General features: G+C 59.9%; 16 protein-coding genes. 5 read left to right on the top strand and 11 right to left on the bottom strand.

All coding sequences use genetic code 11. From position 1 onward, the window contains the following. The first annotated feature begins 132 nt into the window (after positions 1 to 132). The 4 genes from AC1RO5_RS21210 (at position 133) to AC1RO5_RS21195 (ending at position 3,494) form a co-directional block, all read left to right on the top strand. On the top strand, positions 133 to 942 hold the full coding sequence (locus tag AC1RO5_RS21210) for a MetQ/NlpA family ABC transporter substrate-binding protein (RefSeq protein WP_493177435.1): 810 nt from the start codon (positions 133 to 135) through the stop codon (positions 940 to 942). Between the two features lie 2 nt (positions 943 to 944). Continuing rightward, complete coding sequence (locus AC1RO5_RS21205; RefSeq protein WP_493177433.1) at positions 945 to 2,066, top strand: methionine ABC transporter ATP-binding protein; 1,122 nt, start codon at positions 945 to 947, stop codon at positions 2,064 to 2,066. Further along, positions 2,056 to 2,700, top strand: coding sequence for a methionine ABC transporter permease (locus AC1RO5_RS21200; protein ID WP_105347347.1), 645 nt, complete (start codon positions 2,056 to 2,058; stop codon positions 2,698 to 2,700). Before AC1RO5_RS21205 ends, AC1RO5_RS21200 begins: the two co-directional genes overlap by 11 nt. Before the next feature lie 164 nt (positions 2,701 to 2,864). Next, positions 2,865 to 3,494 (top strand): class I SAM-dependent methyltransferase, encoded by a 630-nt coding sequence (locus tag AC1RO5_RS21195; RefSeq protein WP_493177431.1) that lies wholly within the window; start codon positions 2,865 to 2,867, stop codon positions 3,492 to 3,494. 115 nt (positions 3,495 to 3,609) lie between these two features. On the opposite strand, the gene AC1RO5_RS21190 is transcribed toward AC1RO5_RS21195, so the two are convergent. The 11 genes from AC1RO5_RS21190 to AC1RO5_RS21140 all read right to left on the bottom strand — a co-directional run bounded on the left by AC1RO5_RS21190 (position 3,610) and on the right by AC1RO5_RS21140 (position 16,876). Continuing rightward, entirely contained in the window at positions 3,610 to 6,663 is a 3,054-nt protein-coding gene (locus AC1RO5_RS21190; protein ID WP_493177429.1) for an efflux RND transporter permease subunit, read from the bottom strand. After that, the gene (locus AC1RO5_RS21185; RefSeq protein ID WP_019651526.1) at positions 6,660 to 7,727 is read right to left on the bottom strand and encodes an efflux RND transporter periplasmic adaptor subunit; all 1,068 of its coding nucleotides are present in this window, start codon (positions 7,725 to 7,727) and stop codon (positions 6,660 to 6,662) included. Before AC1RO5_RS21185 ends, AC1RO5_RS21190 begins: the two co-directional genes overlap by 4 nt. Continuing rightward, a complete protein-coding gene (locus tag AC1RO5_RS21180; RefSeq protein ID WP_413696090.1) occupies positions 7,724 to 8,827 on the bottom strand; it encodes an efflux RND transporter periplasmic adaptor subunit in 1,104 nt (367 codons plus the stop codon). Before AC1RO5_RS21180 ends, AC1RO5_RS21185 begins: the two co-directional genes overlap by 4 nt. Positions 8,828 to 9,264: 437 nt before the next feature. Beyond that, positions 9,265 to 10,146: a transporter substrate-binding domain-containing protein gene (locus tag AC1RO5_RS21175; protein WP_258671925.1), complete on the bottom strand. Its 882-nt coding sequence runs from the start codon at positions 10,144 to 10,146 to the stop codon at positions 9,265 to 9,267. Next, positions 10,143 to 10,925, bottom strand: coding sequence for an amino acid ABC transporter ATP-binding protein (locus AC1RO5_RS21170; RefSeq protein ID WP_493177426.1), 783 nt, complete (start codon positions 10,923 to 10,925; stop codon positions 10,143 to 10,145). The genes AC1RO5_RS21175 and AC1RO5_RS21170 overlap by 4 nt, the downstream gene beginning before the upstream one ends. Next, positions 10,922 to 11,581: an amino acid ABC transporter permease gene (locus tag AC1RO5_RS21165; protein ID WP_413696093.1), complete on the bottom strand. Its 660-nt coding sequence runs from the start codon at positions 11,579 to 11,581 to the stop codon at positions 10,922 to 10,924. The genes AC1RO5_RS21170 and AC1RO5_RS21165 overlap by 4 nt, the downstream gene beginning before the upstream one ends. Beyond that, the gene (locus tag AC1RO5_RS21160; protein ID WP_007941049.1) at positions 11,562 to 12,227 is read right to left on the bottom strand and encodes an amino acid ABC transporter permease; all 666 of its coding nucleotides are present in this window, start codon (positions 12,225 to 12,227) and stop codon (positions 11,562 to 11,564) included. The genes AC1RO5_RS21165 and AC1RO5_RS21160 overlap by 20 nt, the downstream gene beginning before the upstream one ends. Before the next feature lie 562 nt (positions 12,228 to 12,789). Next, on the bottom strand, positions 12,790 to 13,572 hold the full coding sequence (locus AC1RO5_RS21155; RefSeq protein ID WP_493177425.1) for a MetQ/NlpA family ABC transporter substrate-binding protein: 783 nt from the start codon (positions 13,570 to 13,572) through the stop codon (positions 12,790 to 12,792). Positions 13,573 to 13,835: 263 nt separating this feature from the next. After that, positions 13,836 to 14,768 carry a sigma 54-interacting transcriptional regulator gene (locus AC1RO5_RS21150; protein ID WP_493177424.1) on the bottom strand — a complete coding sequence of 311 codons (933 nt, stop codon included), beginning with the start codon at positions 14,766 to 14,768 and terminating at the stop codon, positions 13,836 to 13,838. Positions 14,769 to 14,826: 58 nt separating this feature from the next. Then, positions 14,827 to 15,408 (bottom strand): alpha/beta hydrolase, encoded by a 582-nt coding sequence (locus tag AC1RO5_RS21145; protein WP_493177423.1) that lies wholly within the window; start codon positions 15,406 to 15,408, stop codon positions 14,827 to 14,829. A 394-nt stretch (positions 15,409 to 15,802) separates the two neighbouring features. After that, a complete protein-coding gene (locus AC1RO5_RS21140) occupies positions 15,803 to 16,876 on the bottom strand; it encodes a fatty acid desaturase (RefSeq protein WP_493177422.1) in 1,074 nt (357 codons plus the stop codon). Positions 16,877 to 16,976: 100 nt separating this feature from the next. Here AC1RO5_RS21140 and AC1RO5_RS21135 point away from each other — a divergent pair, with 100 nt between their 5' ends. Beyond that, positions 16,977 to 17,981, top strand: coding sequence for an AraC family transcriptional regulator (locus tag AC1RO5_RS21135; protein WP_019581709.1), 1,005 nt, complete (start codon positions 16,977 to 16,979; stop codon positions 17,979 to 17,981). The last annotated feature ends 8 nt before the right edge of the window (positions 17,982 to 17,989 follow it).

Genomic DNA, 17,989 nt, shown 5'->3' with positions numbered 1-17,989 from the left:
ATCGTTCCCATGCGCAGCAAAGGAATGCAGCCCGGGACGCTCCGCGTCCCAAGAGCGGACGCGGAGCGTCCGTTGAGGCATTCCCACGCGGAGCGTGGGAACGATCGCCCTTAACTGACTGGAAGACATCTCATGACCAAACAACTCTTAACCCACCCAGTCAAAGCACTGGCCCTGGCCCTCGGCCTCTTCAGCTCCATCACCTTCGCCGCCGACGCGCCGCTGAAGGTCGGCACCACCGCCGCCTTCGCCATTCCCCTGGAGGCCGCCGTGGAAGAAGCCAACAAACAAGGCCTGAAAGTCGAACTCGTGGAGTTCAGCGACTGGATCGCCCCCAACGTCAGCCTCGCCTCGGGCGACATCGACGTGAACTACTTCCAGCACATCCCGTTCCTGGAAAATGCAAAGGCCGCCGCCGGTTTTGACCTGGTGCCGTTCGCCCCGGGCATCATCAACAACGTCGGTCTCTATTCGAAGAAATACAAAAGCTTCGACGAGTTGCCAGAAGGCGCCAGCGTGGCCATCGCCAACGACCCGATCAATAGCGGTCGCGGCCTGCAACTGCTGGCCAAGGCCGGCCTGATCACGCTCAAACCGGGTGTCGGCTACAAGGCCACCGAAGAAGACATCATTGCCAACCCGAAGAAAATCAAAATCCTCCAGGTCGAAGCCGTGCAACTGGTACGCGCCTACGACGACGCCGATCTGGTCCAGGGTTACCCGGCCTACATTCGCCTGTCGAAAACCTTCGATGCCAGCTCCGCCCTGCTGTTCGATGGTCTCGATCACAAGGAATACGTGATCCAGTTCGTGATCCAGCCGAAAAGTAAAACCGACCCACGCCTGATCAAATTCGTCGACATCTATCAGCACTCGCCAGCGGTTCGCGCAGCGCTGGATAAGACCCACGGCAAGCTTTATCAAGCGGGTTGGGAAAGCTGAATATGACCGCCGCCATCCAACGGCGACTGGAGATTCCAGAGCCAAAAAGTGCTGAACGTACCGAGTTGCACCCCGAACTGAACCGCGCCCACGTGCGCTTCATCGGCCTGGGCAAAACCTACAACGGCCAGCAAGGTCCGGTGGCGGCCCTGCACGGTATCGACCTGGCGATCCAGCGCGGTGAAGTGTTCGGCATCATCGGGCGCAGCGGTGCCGGCAAGTCGTCGCTGATCCGCACCATCAACCGTCTAGAACAACCGAGCAGCGGGCGAGTGCTGATCGATCAGGTGGACATCGGCGAGTTCGATGAAGACCGCCTGGTGGCGCTGCGCCGACGGATCGGCATGATCTTCCAGCACTTCAATTTGATGTCGGCCAAGACGGTTTGGCAGAACGTCGAGTTACCGCTGAAAGTCGCCGGTGTGCCCAAGGAAAAACGCGAGCAGAAGGTCCGTGAATTGCTCGAATTGGTCGGCCTGCAAGGCAAGCACAAGGCTTATCCGGCGCAGCTTTCCGGCGGGCAGAAACAACGTGTCGGCATCGCCCGTGCGTTGGTGCATGACCCGGAAATTCTGCTGTGCGACGAGGCGACTTCGGCCCTCGACCCGGAGACCACCCAATCGATCCTCGGCCTGCTGCGCGAGATCAATCAGCGCCTGGGCCTGACCATCGTACTGATCACCCACGAAATGGCGGTGATCCGCGATATCTGCGATCGGGTCGTGGTGTTGGAGCACGGGCGAATCGTCGAGCAAGGGCCGGTCTGGGAAGTCTTCGGCAACCCGCAACATGAGGTCAGCAAGACCTTGCTCGCGCCGCTGCAACACGGTCTGCCGGAAGAACTGCAAAGCCGCTTGCGGACACAGCCGCAGTCTTCGGACGCCGCCGTGGTGCTGCGTTTGCAATTCACCGGCAATACACGCGATGAGCCAGACCTGGCGGCGCTGTTCAGCGCCCTCGGTGGCCGCGTGCGCTTGCTGCATGGGGGCGTGGAACGGATTCAGGGCCATGCGCTGGGGCAATTGCTGCTGGCGGTGACCGGTTCGTCCCTCGGTGCCGAGGAATTGCGTCAGCGCGCCGGTCATTGGGCGCAACAGGTAGAGGTGCTGGGTTATGTGGTTTGATCGGTTGCTGCAAGGTTTCATCGACACCTTCCTGATGGTCGGCGTGTCGTCCCTGATCGCGCTGCTGGCGGGCATTCCGTTGGCAGTGATTCTGGTCACCAGCGCCAAGGGCGGGATCTACGAAGCACCGGCACTGAACCGCGCACTGGGCGCGTTCGTGAACCTGTTCCGCTCGATTCCGTTTCTGATTTTGATGGTGGCGCTGATTCCGTTCACCCGGTTGATTGTCGGCACTACTTACGGTGTATGGGCGGCGGTGGTGCCGCTGACCATCGCCGCCACACCGTTCTTCGCGCGCATCGCCGAAGTCAGCCTGCGGGAAGTCGACCACGGGTTGATCGAAGCGGCGCAAGCGATGGGGTGCCGGCGTTGGCATATCGTCTGGCATGTGCTGTTGCCCGAGGCGCTGCCGGGGATTGTCGGTGGCTTCACCATTACGCTGGTGACGATGATCAACTCGTCGGCCATGGCCGGGGCGATTGGCGCTGGTGGGTTGGGCGACATTGCGTATCGGTATGGGTATCAGCGGTTTGATAGCCAGATCATGCTGACGGTGATTGTGTTGCTGGTGGTGTTGGTGGCGATGATTCAGTTGGGCGGGGATCGGTTGGCGCGTGGACTCAACAAGCGCTGAATCAAGATCAAAAGATCGCAGCCTTCGGCAGATCCTACAGGGGTCATGTCAGACGCAAACTCCGGGTTAACACAAAACCCCGTAGAAGCTGCCGCAGGCTGCGATCTTTTAAAGCGCGAAAGCGCTTATAGTCAGTGCTTCTCTCTTTTTCTGTGCAGCCGACCATGAAACAGACACCCGCCGACCTGGAGCAGATCACCTCCACCACTCTGGGCCATTACAACGCGGTGGCCGAAGACTTCCGTGAAGGCACTCGCGATCACGATGTCAGCCAGAACATCGATGCCCTGCTACGGCATATCCAGAGTAACGCGCCATTCAGCATTCTCGACTTTGGCTGCGGCCCTGGCCGCGACCTGAAAACCTTCACCCGCCTGGGCCACATCGCCGTCGGGCTCGACGGTTCGGAAAAGCTTGCGCAGATGGCCCGGGACGACAGCGGGTGTGAGGTCTGGCAGCAGGACTTTCTGAAACTCGATCTGCCGGCCGAGCGGTTTGACGGGATTTTTGCCAACGCGGTGCTGTTTCATGTGCCGAGCCAGGAATTGCCGCGGGTGTTGAAGCAGTTGCGCGAGGCGTTGAAACCGGGCGGTGTGTTGTTCAGTTCCAATCCGCGTGGCGAGAATCAGGAGGGCTGGAACGGACCGCGGTATGGGGCGTATTACGATCTTCAGGTGTGGCGCGAAATGCTGACCGAAGCGGGGTTTGTGGAGCTGGAGCATTACTACCGGCCGGCGGGGCTGCCGCGGGAGCAGCAGCCTTGGTTGGCGAGTGTTTGGCGTCGAGTCGACTGATCGTTGATCGTTCCCACGCTCTGCGTGGGAATGCCTCTCGGGACGCTCTGCGTCCCTGCGGCTGTGACGCGGAGCGTCACTGGCTGCATTCCCACGCGGAGCGCGGGAACGATCATTACGTAGCGTGTTTCTTCGGCTCGCGAACCTTGTACCAGGCCACATACAGCGCCGGCAAAAACAGCAGCGTCAGCAACGTCGCGATGATGATCCCGCCAATCATCGCGTAGGCCATCGGCCCCCAGAACACTTCCCGGGCAATCGGGATCATCCCCATACTCGCTGCCGCCGCCGTCAACAAAATCGGTCGACGCCGATGTTCCGTGGCCTGCACCACCGCGTCCCACTGCGTATAACCACTCTTCTCAAAAGCGTCGATCTGGGTCACCAGAATCACCGAGTTGCGGATGATGATGCCGATCAGCGCCAGAATCCCGAGGATGGCCACGAAGCCCATGGGCGTGCCCGTCGGGATCAGCGCCAGCACCACGCCGATCAAGCCGAGTGGCGCGACGCTGGCCACCAGGAACAGCTTCTGCACGCTGTGCAACTGGATCATCAGGAAGGTCGCCATCAAAAACAGCATCAACGGCACGACCTTGGCAATCGGCCCCTGAGCCTTGCCACTTTCCTCCACCGTACCGCCAGTGGCAACTTTGTAGCCCACCGGCAAACCGGCGGCGAATTTGTCGATCTCCGGTTGCAGCTGTTGCACCAGGTCGGTCGGCTGAATTTCGTCGCGCACCGCGGCCTTGATGGTGATGGTCGGTTTGCGATCACGACGCCACACCAGCGGTTGCTCCAGCTCGTAGCGCACCGTGGCAAACGCCAGTAGCGGAATCGAAGTGCCGCCGGGAGTAACGATCTGCAGGTTCTGCAAGGTTTCCGGGCTGCCGCGCTCGGCATCTTCAGCGCGGCCGACCACGTTGATCAGGTAGATATCGTCATCGACCTGCGTCACCGGCGAGCCGACGACGATGCTGTTCATCAGGTTCGCCACGTCTTCCGACGACAGCCCCAGTTGCCGCGTCTTGTCTTGCGCGATGTCGATGCGCAGGACTTTGCCCGGCTCGTTCCAGTCGTAAATGATCTCGCCGATGTGCGGGTTTTTATCCAGTTCGGTGGCCAGGGCGATCGCGTGTTTGCGCACTTGATCGATGTCTTTACCGCTGACCCGATATTGAATCGGACGCCCCACCGGCGGGCCCATTTCCAGCGCCTGGACGTAACTGCCGATGCCGACGAACTCTTCACGCAAGCGCTTTTGCAAACGAGCTGTCAGCGCCGTGCGTGACTCCAGGCCTTTGCTGACGATCACCAGTTGCGCGTAGTAAGGGTTCTGCAACTGCTGGTCGAGGGGCAGGTAGAAACGGATCGCGCCTTCGCCGATGTAGGTGCTCCAGCGCACGATATCCGGGTCGCCCTTGAGCGTCGCTTCGAGCTTGTCCACGGCTTTGCGGGTTTCGGCGATCGAGGCGTTTTGCGGCAGGTTCAGGTCGACGAGGATTTCCGGTCGGTCCGAGGATGGGAAGAACTGGTTCTGCACGAACCGCATGGAAAACACTGAAAGCACAAACAGCGCCACGGTGATGCCGATGGCCCACCAGCGATTGCGCATGGCCCAGAGCAGGCCGCCATTGAATGCCCGACCGATGCGCCCTGGCTCTGCGTCATGCGGTTTCACATTGGTGCTCAGAATATGCACACCGAGTACCGGGGCGAACAGCACGGCGACAATCCACGACACCAGCATGGCCACCGCGATCACCGCAAACAGCGTGAAGGTGTACTCACCGGCGGAGCTCGCGTTCAAACCGATCGGCACGAAACCGGCGACGGTGACCAGCGTGCCGGTGAGCATCGGAAATGCGGTCGAGGTGTAGGCGAAGGTCGCCGCTTGCTCTTTGGTTTCGCCCATTTCCAGGCGCGTGACCATCATCTCGACCGTGATCATTGCGTCGTCCACCAGCAGGCCGAGGGCGATGATCAGCGCACCGAGGGAAATCCGCTGCATGGTGATGCCGCTGTATTCCATGAAGAGGAAGACCATGGCCAGCACCAACGGAATCGAACACGCCACCACCAGCCCGGCGCGCACGCCAAGGCTGACGAAGCTGACGATCAGCACGATTACCACGGCCTCGAACAACGCACTGGTGAAGCCGCCGACGGCTTCTTCCACCACTTCGGCCTGATCGGAAACGTTGTGCACGCCAACGCCCACCGGCAGGTCGGCCGTCAGCTCGTTCATGCGCAGGTGCAGCGCCTTGCCGAATGCCTGAATGTTGCCGCCCTTCTTCATGGCAATCGCCAGGCCGATGGCCGGCTGGCCGTTGAAGCGAAACTCCGGGGTGGCCGGATCGACGTAACCACGGCTGATGTCGGCGATGTCGGCCAGGCGGTAGAAGCGGTCGTTGAGCTTCAGGTTGACGTTGGCCAGGTCTTTCTCAGAGACAAACTGCCCCGAGGTCCGCACCGAAATCCGCTCCGGACCAGCCTCGATCACCCCCGCCGGGGTCACGGCATTCTGTGATTGCAGGCTCTGCACCACCTGGCGCTGATCGATGCCGAGGGCGGCGAGTTTGCGGGTGGAGAAGTTCAGGTACAGCACTTCATCCTGCTCGCCGATCATTTCGACCTTGCCCAACCCTGGCACTTCACGGATTTCGGCACGCACCTGTTCCACGTAATCGCGTAGCTGGCGCATCGACAAGCCGTCAGAGGTAAAGGCATACACCGAACCGAACACGTCACCGAACTCATCGTTGAAGCCCGGCCCTTGCAGGCCTTGCGGGAAGTCGCCGCGGATGTCGTTGATCTTCTTGCGCACCTGATACCAGATTTGCGGAATGTCCTTGGCGCTGGTGGTGTCGAGCAGGTTAACGAAGACCGTCGATTCGCCGGGGCGGGTGTAGCTTTTCACGTAATCGAGCGAGTCGAGTTCTTCGAGTTTTTTCTCGATCCGGTCAGTGACCTGTTTGAGGGTTTCTTCCTGAGTCGCACCGGGCCAACGGGTCTGGATCACCATGGTTTTGATGGTGAACGACGGGTCTTCTTCGCGGCCCAGGTTCAGGTAGGAGAACACGCCCATCAACAGCGCGACGAACATCAAATACCAGACAAACGACTGATGCTTGAGGGCCCACTCGGATAAGTTGAAACTCCCTTTCATTGCGGGCTGCCCTCGTCGATTTTCACTTTCTGCCCCGGTTTGAGGCTGTTCACACCGGCACTGACCACCCGCTCGCCAGAGTTCACGCCGTTGGCCAGGACCACCGTGGCATCGGTCCGGCTGATCACGCTGACGTCCCGTGGCGCAACGGTTAGCGTCTGCGGGTCGATGACCCAGATCCGTGTTTTCCCATCGACCTCTTGCAGCGCACTCACCGGAAGTTCGAGGCGAGGCTTGATTGCGGAGCTGAGGGTCACGCTGATCGCCGTGCCGAGGTGAAAACCCGGCGGCGTATCGGTCAGGCTCAGGCGGGCGCGACGGGTACGGGTCGCGCTTTGGGCCTGGGGTTCGATTTCACGCACGATGGCGGTGCTGGTGATGCTCGGGTCCAGCTGCGAGGCGACCTGGAACACCACGTCGGCCGGCAAATCATCGACCAGGGTGTCGGGCAAGTCGATCACCGCTTCCTTGATGTCCGGCTGCGCCAGGGTCACCACCTGCTGGCCGGCCGTCACCACTTGCCCGGCTTCGGCGCTCCACGCGGTGACAATGGCTTTGTGATCGGTGCGCAGTTCAACGTAGTTGAGTTGGTCCTGCGCCTGATTGACCGCGGCCCTGGCTTGATCGAGGGACGCCTGGGTGGTTTTCAAATCGGTCTGGGCGATGTCCAGTTGCGCCTGCGCGCCAACCCCGCGATTGAACAACTCCTGCTGACGCCGGGCGTTGGCCTGGGCGTTGATAAGCTGCGCCTGGACACGCGCCAGATCCCCTTGAGCCGAGCGCAACTGGTTCTGCTGATCGGTGGGGTCAAGGGTGGCGAGCAAGGCGCCCTTCTGTACTTCGGCGCCGACATCGACGTTACGGCTGGCGATACGCCCCGGCACACGGAACCCGACGTTGCTTTCGTAACGGGCCTGAATGCTGCCGGCGAACCGGCCGAGGTTCTCTTGATTGAGCGCTTTCACCTCTATGGACAGCACCGGCCGTACCGGTTCTGGCGGAGCTTCTTCCTTGGAACAGGCGCCCAGCAGCACAGCGGCGGACAACAGCAACAGGCGTTTCATGGTTGGGCTCCTGTCGCTGGGGTCTCGTAGGTATTTTCGACGACCTCCACCCGCACGCCCGGGTGCAGTAACTGACCACCCGCGGTGACGACTTTTTCGCCACCGGTGAGGCCAGCGCTAACAATGACTTTGCCGGTCAGGTAACGACCGACGGTGACCGTGTGCAGCTGCGCCTTGCCCTCGGCGTCCACCAGCCACACGGCCGGGTCGCTGAGATTTTTGGTCAGGGCCGCCCAAGGCAGTTCCACCGCGGTTTTGCCCACAGGCTTGGCGGTGGCGCTCACCACCGAGCCGAGCTGCATGCCTTCAGGAAGGCTGTCGAGGCTGACTTTGACTTGCACCGTGCCGGTCTGCGCAGACACCGCCGGCGTGACTTCGCGAACGGTGCCCGTGGTTTTGATTTTCGGATTGTCGAGCAGGCTGACCACAATCGATCTATCCGACGGTGGTTCGGCCAGCAGCGATTCGTAAACGTTGAACACCGCGTCACGCTCGCCATCTCGGGCCAGGCTGAAAATCGGCACCGTGGCTTGTACCACCTGGCCGACTTCGGCCTGGCGCGCGGTAATCACGCCCGGCGCGTCGGCAATCAACGCGGTGTAGCTCAGTTGATCGCGGGCGTTGGCCAATTGCGCTTGAGCGGCGCTCAGAGCGCTCTGGCTGCTGCGCAAGGCCGCTTGGGCGGAGTCGTATTCGCTCTGGCTGGTGTAGCCCTTGGGCAGAAGTTTTTGCTGGCGAACGAAGGCTGCCGCTGTCTGTTTGACCCGCGCCTGTTCGGCAACCACCTGGGCCTGCGCCGAATCGACATTGGTTTGCAGGTCTTTGGGGTCAAGCCTGGCCAGTACTTGTTTGGCTGAAACACGGTCCCCGACGTCGACCATGCGCTGGATGATCTTGCCGCCCACGCGGAACGACAACTCGGTCTGGACACGCGCCTGGACGTCGCCGGTGAGTGTCACCGCGGCGGCGTAATCGGTTGGCTTGACCTCTTGCACGAAAACTCGCGGGCGGTCCTTCTCGACTGGCTTTTTATCGCCACAGGCGGTCAGCAAGGCAAAGATGCTCAGGCCAACCATTAATTTCAATCCGGGACCCGCCATGCAGACTCCTTTGCGTTGTACGTACGTGCCAGTGACGATACGACTGTGAGCTTAGAACAGGGTTCCACCTTCGCCCACGCCGATAATCGAAGACCGCGATCTTTTGACTTTAGCGATCGTGATATCGCCGGAAGATCAAAAGATCGCAGCCTTCGGCAGCGTCTACAACGTTAATTCATCAACGCGGTGATCCTGATGCCGATTTGGTGGTCGGGCAGCGGATGCTGGATGAGCCGGCGTGGTATTGGCCTGACTGAGACACACTGATCGTTCCCACACCTGTGGCGAGGGAGCTTGCTCCCGCTGGGGCGCGCAGCGGCCCTAAACCTGAGCATGCGATTTGTCTGAGGTAACGCATTGATAGGTTTTGCGGCTGCTGCGCAACCGAACGGGAGCAAGCTCCCTCGCCACAGGTGGAAACGTTTATCTGAAGCAAATCACCCCTGCCACTTCCCACCCTCGACGATCACGCTCTCAGGCCTGGTGTCATCGCTCAATTCTTTACGCACATACTGGTCGTACAGCTTGAGCAAAAACTTCTCCTCACCCAGCTTCGCCAACTCGGCATTCACCCAGTCACGCAGTTCGATGTTGCCCTTCTTCACCGCCGGGGCGATCGGCGCTTCGGCGCCCAACTTCTGTTCCAGCACGCGATAACCCGGGTTCTGCTTGGCCCAGCTGAACAGCACCAGATTGTCCTGCGCATAAGCGTCGCCGCGACCATTGGCCAGGGCTTGCAGGGACTCGGAGTTTTTCTCGAACTTCAGCAGTTTCCAGTCCGGGTGATTTTTGGTCAGCCAGACATCGGCTGTGGTGCCCGTGGTCACGATAGTCGTGCGAGTCGCCAGGTCATCAAGGTTCTTCACCGAACTGGCCTGAGGCACCAGCGCCTGCACCGCCACCTTGAGGTTCGGGTTGGTGAAGTCCACTGCTTCCTTGCGCTCCGGGGTAACGGTCATGTTGGCCAGGATCAGGTCGACCTTGTCGCTTTGCAGAAACGGAATCCGGCTCGCCGGCTCCACCGCCACGAACTCGACTTTGTTTTCATCGCCCAACAAATCCTTGGCGAATTGGCGGCCAATGTCGGTATCGAACCCCACGTAGCGTCCGGCTTCATCGACAAAACCGAACGGCGGTTTGTCGGTGAACACGCCGACAATCAGCTTGTCCCGGGCTTTGATCTTTTCCAGGTAACCGGCCGGTGCGCTGCTGACGCTGGCGACTTTCGGCTTGGCCGGTTCTTCGGTTTTGTTGCAACCGGCCAACAGCGCCAGGCCGAACAGCGGGAGTAGCAGCAGAGAAGACTTGGCAGTTTTCATGGCAGTTCCAATTCCTTTATTTGAGTCGTTTTGGGTAGTGCGGCGACGAAGGAGAACTTCTCCAGGAACTGCTGCGCTCGTGCGGTTTGCGGGTTCGTAAAGAAAATCTCGGGGGGGTGTTGCTCAAGGATGCGCCCGGCGTCCATGAACACGATGCGGTCGGCCACGGCGCGGGCGAAGGCCATTTCGTGGGTGACAATCAATAAGGTCATGCCCTCGCGGGCCAGGCCCTGAATCACTTCGAGTACCTCCTTGACCATCTCTGGGTCGAGGGCGGCTGTGACTTCGTCAAAGAGCATGACCTGGGGGTTCATGCACAGCGAACGGACGATGGCGATGCGTTGCTGCTGACCACCGGAGAGCTGACGCGGGAACGCGTCGCGCTTGTCCAACAGGCCTACGCGCTCCAGCAAGGCTTCGGCCTGGGCACGGGCTTCGCGGCGATCGCGCTTCTGCACTTTCACCGGGCCAAGCAGCAGGTTGTCGAGCACGCTCATGTGCGGGAACAGGTGATAACTCTGGAACACCATGCCGATCTGCTGACGCACTTCACGCCAGTCGGTGCCCTTGTCCAGCAGCTCTCGCCCGGCAAAATTCAGGCTGCCGCTGTGAGCGACTTCAAGGCCGTTGAGGCAGCGCAGCAAGGTGCTTTTGCCACAGCCGCTGGGGCCGAGGATGACAATCACCTCGCCCGGTTTCACCTTCAGGTCGATGCCATTGAGCACCTGCTGCTCACCGAAAAACTTGTTGAAACCCTTGAACTCGATCAATGCGCTCATGCTTGCGTCCAGCGCCGCTCCAGCACACGCGAAGCGGCTGACAGCGGGTAGCAGATGAAAAAGAAAAACAGAAACAGCGCGCCGTAGATCAGTACCGACTCGTAGGTGCGCTCGATGATCTGCTGGCCGACCTTGATCACGTCCACCACGCCGATCAGCACCGCCAGGGAGCTGGTCTTGATAATCCGCGTGTAGACGTTGATGGTCGGCGGCGTCATGCGCTTCAACGCTTGGGGCAGCAGCACGTAGCCGTAGAGTTGCGGGCCGTTCAAGCCAATCGACAACCCCGCTTCTCGCTGGCCGCGCGGTAACGAATGCAAGGCGCCGCGCACCACCTCCCCGACTTCGCTGGCGCCCCACAGCGACAACACCAGCACCGCGCACCAGAAGCTCGGAATGCTCAAGCCGAAGAAAATCGGCAGGCCGAAGAACAGCAAATACAGCCAGACCAGCACCGGGATCGCCCGGAACAGTTCCAGATAGACCCGCAAAATTGCGTTGAGCCATGTCGAATTCAGCGTGCGCAACACGCCATAGAGCACGCCGCCGATAGTGCTGAAGGCGATGCTCAGGAAAGAAATCGACAAGGTTTGCGCGGCGCCCTTGCCCAGTTGCGGCAATGACACCATAAGCAACTCAAGACCCGAACTGGCCATGCTGGAGCCTCCTTTCCAAACGGCTGAGCAGCAGCGACAACGGCAAAAACAACAGCACGCAGATCAGCGTCAGCACGGCGAGCATTTCGTAGGTTTTGTAATAGAGCGCGATGTAGCTCTTGGTGGTGTAGAGAATCTCCGGCACCGCCACCGCCGAGACCACAGTGGTTTCCTTGAGCAGGAAAATGAAATTGGCGAACAGTGACGGCAGGCTGAGAATGCCGGCCTGCGGCAGGATCACGTAGCGCAGCAATTGCCCGTGGGACAAGCCGATTGAACGGCCGGACTCAAGTTGCGCCTGGGGCACGGCGTCCACGCCGGCGCGCAGGACTTCGGTGAGGTAGGCACCGCCGAGGAAGGTCATGGTGATGATCGCTGCGGCAAAGCCCGAGACTTTGATGCCCAGGGCCGGCAAGGCGAAGTAGACGAAGAACAGCTGGATCAGCAGAGGCGTGTTGCGCGCCAGCTCCACATACAGCCCGACCAGGCGCTGCAGGTAAGGCGTGCGAAACACCAGAATCGTCGCGTTGATCAGCGCCACCAGCAACGAAGTGCCGATGGCGATGAAGCCGACCTGCAGCGTCACGCCCACGGCCTTGAGAAACGCCGGCAGGGTGCTGAGGATAAAAGCGTAATCGAAGGTCATTGAACATCCTGTACGCCGCTCGGTAAGCGACGATGGCGCAGTCCATGGGCAGTGGATAACCACCCGGCAGGCGCCAACTTTAAAGGCATAAAAAGAAGAATTTAAATACCGATAAAGCATATTGATATCACGCAAAAAACTATCCTGCGGATTTGCGACGGCAATGGGAGACGGCTATTTTCCTTTGCGCTGTAGGAAGGATCTTTTTTTCAAGATACCCCTCCAAGGACGTGCAGCTTTTGGCCAGACTCCCCCGGCCGAACCATCACAAGGAAGAGAACATGGCTAACGTAAACGTGCCACAGCGGCTGGATCCGCAGGACATCGTGAAATTGCTGGTGGCGCTGCGCAGGGCGTTGAAGGCGCGGGTGGCCTGAAATCTTAAAGCAAAAGATCGCAGCCTCGTTTCACTCGACAGCTCCTACAGGGGATACGCATTTCAATGTAGGAGCTGTCGAGTGAAACGAGGCTGCGATCTTTTGATCTTGGCGTAATAAAAAACGCCGACGCTGTACTAGCCGTCGGCGTTTTAAACCTTGAAGGGGTTCGAGACTACGGTGAATCAGAACGCCGGCAGTACGGCGCCGCTGTATTTCTTGTCGATGAACGCCTTCACTTCCGGGCTGGTCAGGGCCTTGGCCAGTTTCTGGATGGCAACGCTGTCCTTGTTGTCCGGACGTGCCACCAGGAAGTTCACGTAAGGTGAATCGGCACCTTCGATCACCAGCGCGTCTTTAGCCGGGTTCAGGCCGGCGTCCAGCGCGTAGTTGGTGTTGATCATGTCCAGGTCGACCTGGTCCAGAACACGCGGCAGCATGGCCGATTCCAGCTCCTTGAACTTGAAGTTGTGCGGGTTCTTGGCGATGTCTTTCGGTGTGGCCACGGCGTTTTTCGGGTCTTTCAACTCGATCAAGCCAGCCTTCTGCAGCAGGATCAGGGCACGGCCGCTGTTGCTGCCTTCGTTCGGGATGGCGATGGTTGCGCCGTCCTTCAGCTCAGCCAGGGTTTTGACTTTCTTTGAGTAGCCGCCAAACGGTTCGACGTGCACACCGATCACGGTCACCAGGTTGGTGCCTTTGCCTTCGTTGAAGTTTTTCAGGTACGGCAGGGTCTGGAAGTAGTTGGCGTCCAGACGCTTCTGGTCAACTTGCACGTTCGGCTGAACGTAGTCGGTGAAGACTTTGATCTCCAGGTCCACGCCTTCTTTGGCGAGGGTTGGCTTGATCAGTTCCAGAATCTCGGCGTGTGGAACCGGGGTCGCCGCAACCACCAGTTTCTCGCCAGCCTGGGCCAGGCCCGCGGTCAGGGCAGCCGCCAATGCGGTGAACAACAGAACCTTTTTCATGCAGTGTCCTTATCGAAAATCACGGTCGTCATCGACGACGGCTAAATGTTTAGGTGCCAGTGAAGTGCTATCGCTGGCGTGACGCGGACAATACCGGGATTTTTTATTCCAGAACAATATCTTTTAATCACTTTCATATTCCATTTTGTTCATACAGTCCAATCCACGAACGACCCTGTAGGAGCGAGGCTTGCCTGCGAAGAGGGAGTGTCAACCGACATCAATATTGCCTGGCACACCGCTTTCGCGAGCAAGCTTCGCTCCTACAGAAGCCCCGTGGTTTTGAGCAGTTTTTTCAAGGCCTCTTTTTCGGCGGCGGAGCCGTTGGCGAGGATTTTTTTGAGTTGCTGTTCGATCTGTAGCAACGATGCAGACGCCTCGGGCAGATTCAAATGCTCCGGCAAAATCTCATCGCCAGTACTCACCAGCAGCGCAAAGTGAATGACGTTCTCCAGCTCCCGGGTGTTGCCCGGCCAATTGTGTTGCTCCAGCAGATGCTGCGCGGCTTCGCTGATCAGTGGCACCGGCAGGTCGAGGCGTTGGCTGTAGATGCCGAGGAAGTATTCGGCCAGAGACAAAATATCGCCCACCCGTTCACGCAAGGCCGGCAGGTCGAGCTGGCCTTCGCTGAGGTAGTGATAAAGCCGCTCATGGAATTTTCCGGCAGCCACCGCTTGCGCCAGATCGATGCTGGTGGCCGCCACCAGACGCACGTCCACCGGGCTCGGCTGGTGCGCGCCGACGCGGGTGACTTCGTGGTTTTCCAGGGCTGCGAGCAACTTGATCTGGATCGGCAGCGGCAGGTCGCCGATCTCGTCCAGATACAAGGTGCCGCCGTTGGCCGAGCCGAACCAGCCGGCACGACTGCTGGCCGAACCGCTGTAACTGCCGGCGGCATAGCCGAACAGTTCAGCGTCGGCGTAAGTCGGGCTGATCGCGCCGCAATTGACGGACACGAACAACCCGCCACGATCACTGGCGCGATGGATGTGCCGTGCCAGCAGTTCTTTACCGCTGCCGGTTTCACCGCGAATCAACACCGAGATAGAACGTGGCGCCAGTTGTTCCAGCTCCTGGCGCAACTGCCGGGAACGCGGATCGACAAACACCAGCGCCTTGGCGCGGATGCTCAGCGGGCTTTTCTCCGCATCGGGAAAGGTCAGCAATGGCTGACCGAAGGTTTCATGCAAACTCATGGCAGACTCCCGCCCAAAACCGCCGGGAGGCGAGGGCGATTCTAAAAAAGGAAAGGGTTCAAGCGCGAAGCAGGGCGTGCTGTTCCATGCGATTCTGCAACCGATAAAGGTAGGCAAAACCCTGCTCCCAACGCCGGTGACCGGACTTCACGTTGATGTGCCCGGCCCCCGATAAAATCCCCGCCTCGGCGCCCCACTGACGCGCCAGTTCAAGCGCACGAGGCGCGCTCACAGCGGCGTCGTTGTCAGAGCTGACGACCTGGCTCGGGAACGGCAATAAATGGGTCGGGATCGGCGCGAAGTTGCGCAGGGCCGGTGCGCAGGCCGGGCGTTCGACATCCGCCGGCGCAACCAGCAAGGCGCCGCGCACTTGACGCAAAAATTGCACCGGCGCGGTGGCCGCCCAATGGGCGACGGTGATGCAACCCAGGCTATGGGCGATCAGGATCACAGGCGTGCTGTCGCCGGCAATCGCCTCGGCCAACGCCGCGACCCAGTCTTCGCGACGAGGCGTCAGCCAATCGGCCTGCTCCACCCGCGCGCTGTTCGGCAGACTGTTCTGCCAGTGGGTTTGCCAATGATCTTCTGGCGATCCTTGCCAGCCCGGCACAATCAGGTAGCGAATTGATTCGTTGCGCATGGGGGAGCTCTCCTGCTGCGTGTCTGTTCCTGATCGAGTATAGGGAGGAGAGTTATATTCGTTAAGGAATAAGAAGCTATTTATTAAGACAAATATCGAATATACAAATGATCAGTGTGGGTGCGGCTTGCCAGGAATAAAAAAGGGGCCGCACCCTGCCAAGGAGACGGCCCCGGAAACTCAAAATCTGTCAGCGCTGATCAACAATCCTGAAGTCGATGATTGGCGAAATTGGTTATCCAATAAAGGAATATTTAATTACTTTAATAGGCCAAAATTGCATATGCCAACCCTCAACAACCGTCGAACCATCGCTGCTTGCGTCACAACGTAGCGTTCCTTTGGGTCAAATTGATGACGAACGTTTTCGCCTTTGAGTTTCCGGGTGTATTACTCAGGCCTGAGCGGCATGCACCTGCCGGGGTTCTGTGGCTCCCTTGCGCGTAAATCGGTTCGCCCGCCCGAACGTCCCGAAATCATTGAACCGCACCCCCATCTCCCGCATCACCTCATGCGCCACCGGAACGGTCATCTGGCGGATGTAAAACGGCTCCTTCACCACAAAATGATGGATCCCGTGGCTGCTGCCAAAGTTGAAGCAGAACGCCTGCAACGGCCACAGCCACCAAGGGTTCAAAACCTGAGTCTGCTCAATCACATTCCCCGGTTCCACATCACCGTAGTAGTGCATGTTCGAACTGACAAAGTGCAGGCAGAACGTGCGCAACACGTTCGGACCGATGATCACCACGACAACGATGTCGATCACCTGCATCACCGCAAAAGTAGTCGCCGACCATTCGATGGGCGCCCCCGATAGATGCGCGATACCGTTGGCCGCGTGAAACCCGAGGAATACGTACCACGCCCCCCAATGCACCAGCGCCAGCGGTGCGTAGACCTTCAGGGAGCGTTTGAGGATGCTGAACTTATGCGCCCAGGTCTTGGCTCGCAGCATGCGGATGAACGCCGACATCACGTTGTCGCCGACCATCAACAGCCGCGCAAAACCCCAGGGCTCACCGTTGGTGATCGCCCGCTCTTCCATGTCGGCTTCGGTGCCGGACACCTTGTGGTGGTTGAGGTGCAAATGGCGGCGGATCCACGGGTTGATGGTGCTCGGCCGCGCCAGCCACACCAGGCCCATCATCAGGTTATGCGGCACCCGCTGTTTGCGAAAGTACATGCTGTGGATCAGGTCATGCTCAAGTTCATGGGTCAACGAGGCGAAGAACGCATTGAGCAACAGGCACGCCCACCAAGCCATGTAGCCATTGATGTAGAGCACTGCCGAACCGATCATCCCGGCCAGGGCGAAGGCCAGAATACCTGCGCCCAAGGCGTCCTGATGGTTGAGAATCGGATAGCGCCGACGCAATTCGACTCCCTTGGCCAATACCACCTGGCGAATATGCGCTGATCGTTGTGCTGCATTCAGTCGCTGGGGACTTGCAGAAGTACCGTCCATGCTTCCATCCTCTGGTTATTGATGTTCGCATCCTGCCCTGTGATGCTTCACACAGCGGTAGCCGTGAACGCCAACCTGTTGACCGGACGCGCCAATCGACATGACTGAACCGACCTCCCTCGCCAGCTGGACCCGCGCCCTGCGCAAGCAGCTCGATGCGCTGGGCCTCGACAGCACCGCCCTGTGCCGACAGGCGGGGCTCGACCCGCAGTTGATGGACGACCCGAACGCCCGTTACCCGTTGTCCGGTACCACACGCCTGTGGGAAATCGCCGTGCAGGTCAGTGGCGACCCGGCGATTGGCTTGCGGGTGTCGCGGTTTGTCAGCCCGACCACGTTCCATGCGCTCGGGTATGCGTTGGTGGCCAGCGGCAGTCTGCGGGAAGTGTTCGAGCGCATCGTGCGTTATCACCAGGTGGTCAGCGATGCGCTGGACCTGGAGTTGACCCGCGCCGAGGATCGCTATCGCTTCCGCCTGAAAATCCCCCAGGGCAACCCCGCGCCAGCCTTCGAAGCCATCGACGCCTTCGCGGCGATTTACGTGCGCACCTGCCGCAATCGCCTGGGCCGTGACTACGCGCCGCTGGCGGTTTATCTGCGCCGTCCGGAACCTGCCGACCCGCATCAATGGCACAAAGTGTTCCGCTCACCGGTGTATTTCGCCGCCGAGGAAGACCGACTGGAATTCGCCCTGGTGGATTTCGACAGCCACCTGGACGACGCCAACCCGGAACTGGCCGAACACAACGAAACCGTGCTCAAACGCACCCTGGCGCAACTCAAGCCCCTGACCTGGGAGCGCAAGGTTCGCGACGCCATTGAAGAGCAACTACCCGAAGGCGAACCGTCGGCCGATCGCATCGCCGAGGCACTGCACTTGAGCTTGCGCAGCCTGCAACGGCACCTGGCGGACGAAGGCTGTCGGTTCGATACGCTGCTCAACGAAAGTCGGGAAAACCTGGCGCTGCTGCACCTGCGCGACCCGCAATGCTCGTTGAGCGAGGTCAGTTATCTATTGGGATTCGCCGACACCAGCAGCTTCAGCCGCGCGTTCAAGCGCTGGACCGGAATGACGCCGGGACAGTTTCGGGATGGGTTGCGGTGATAGATCCT

This window comes from Pseudomonas sp. GW822-FHT02G04, assembly GCF_058802085.1.
The sequence above is the reverse complement of the archived record's forward strand: the minus strand, read 5'-3'. Positions and strand labels throughout refer to the sequence as shown.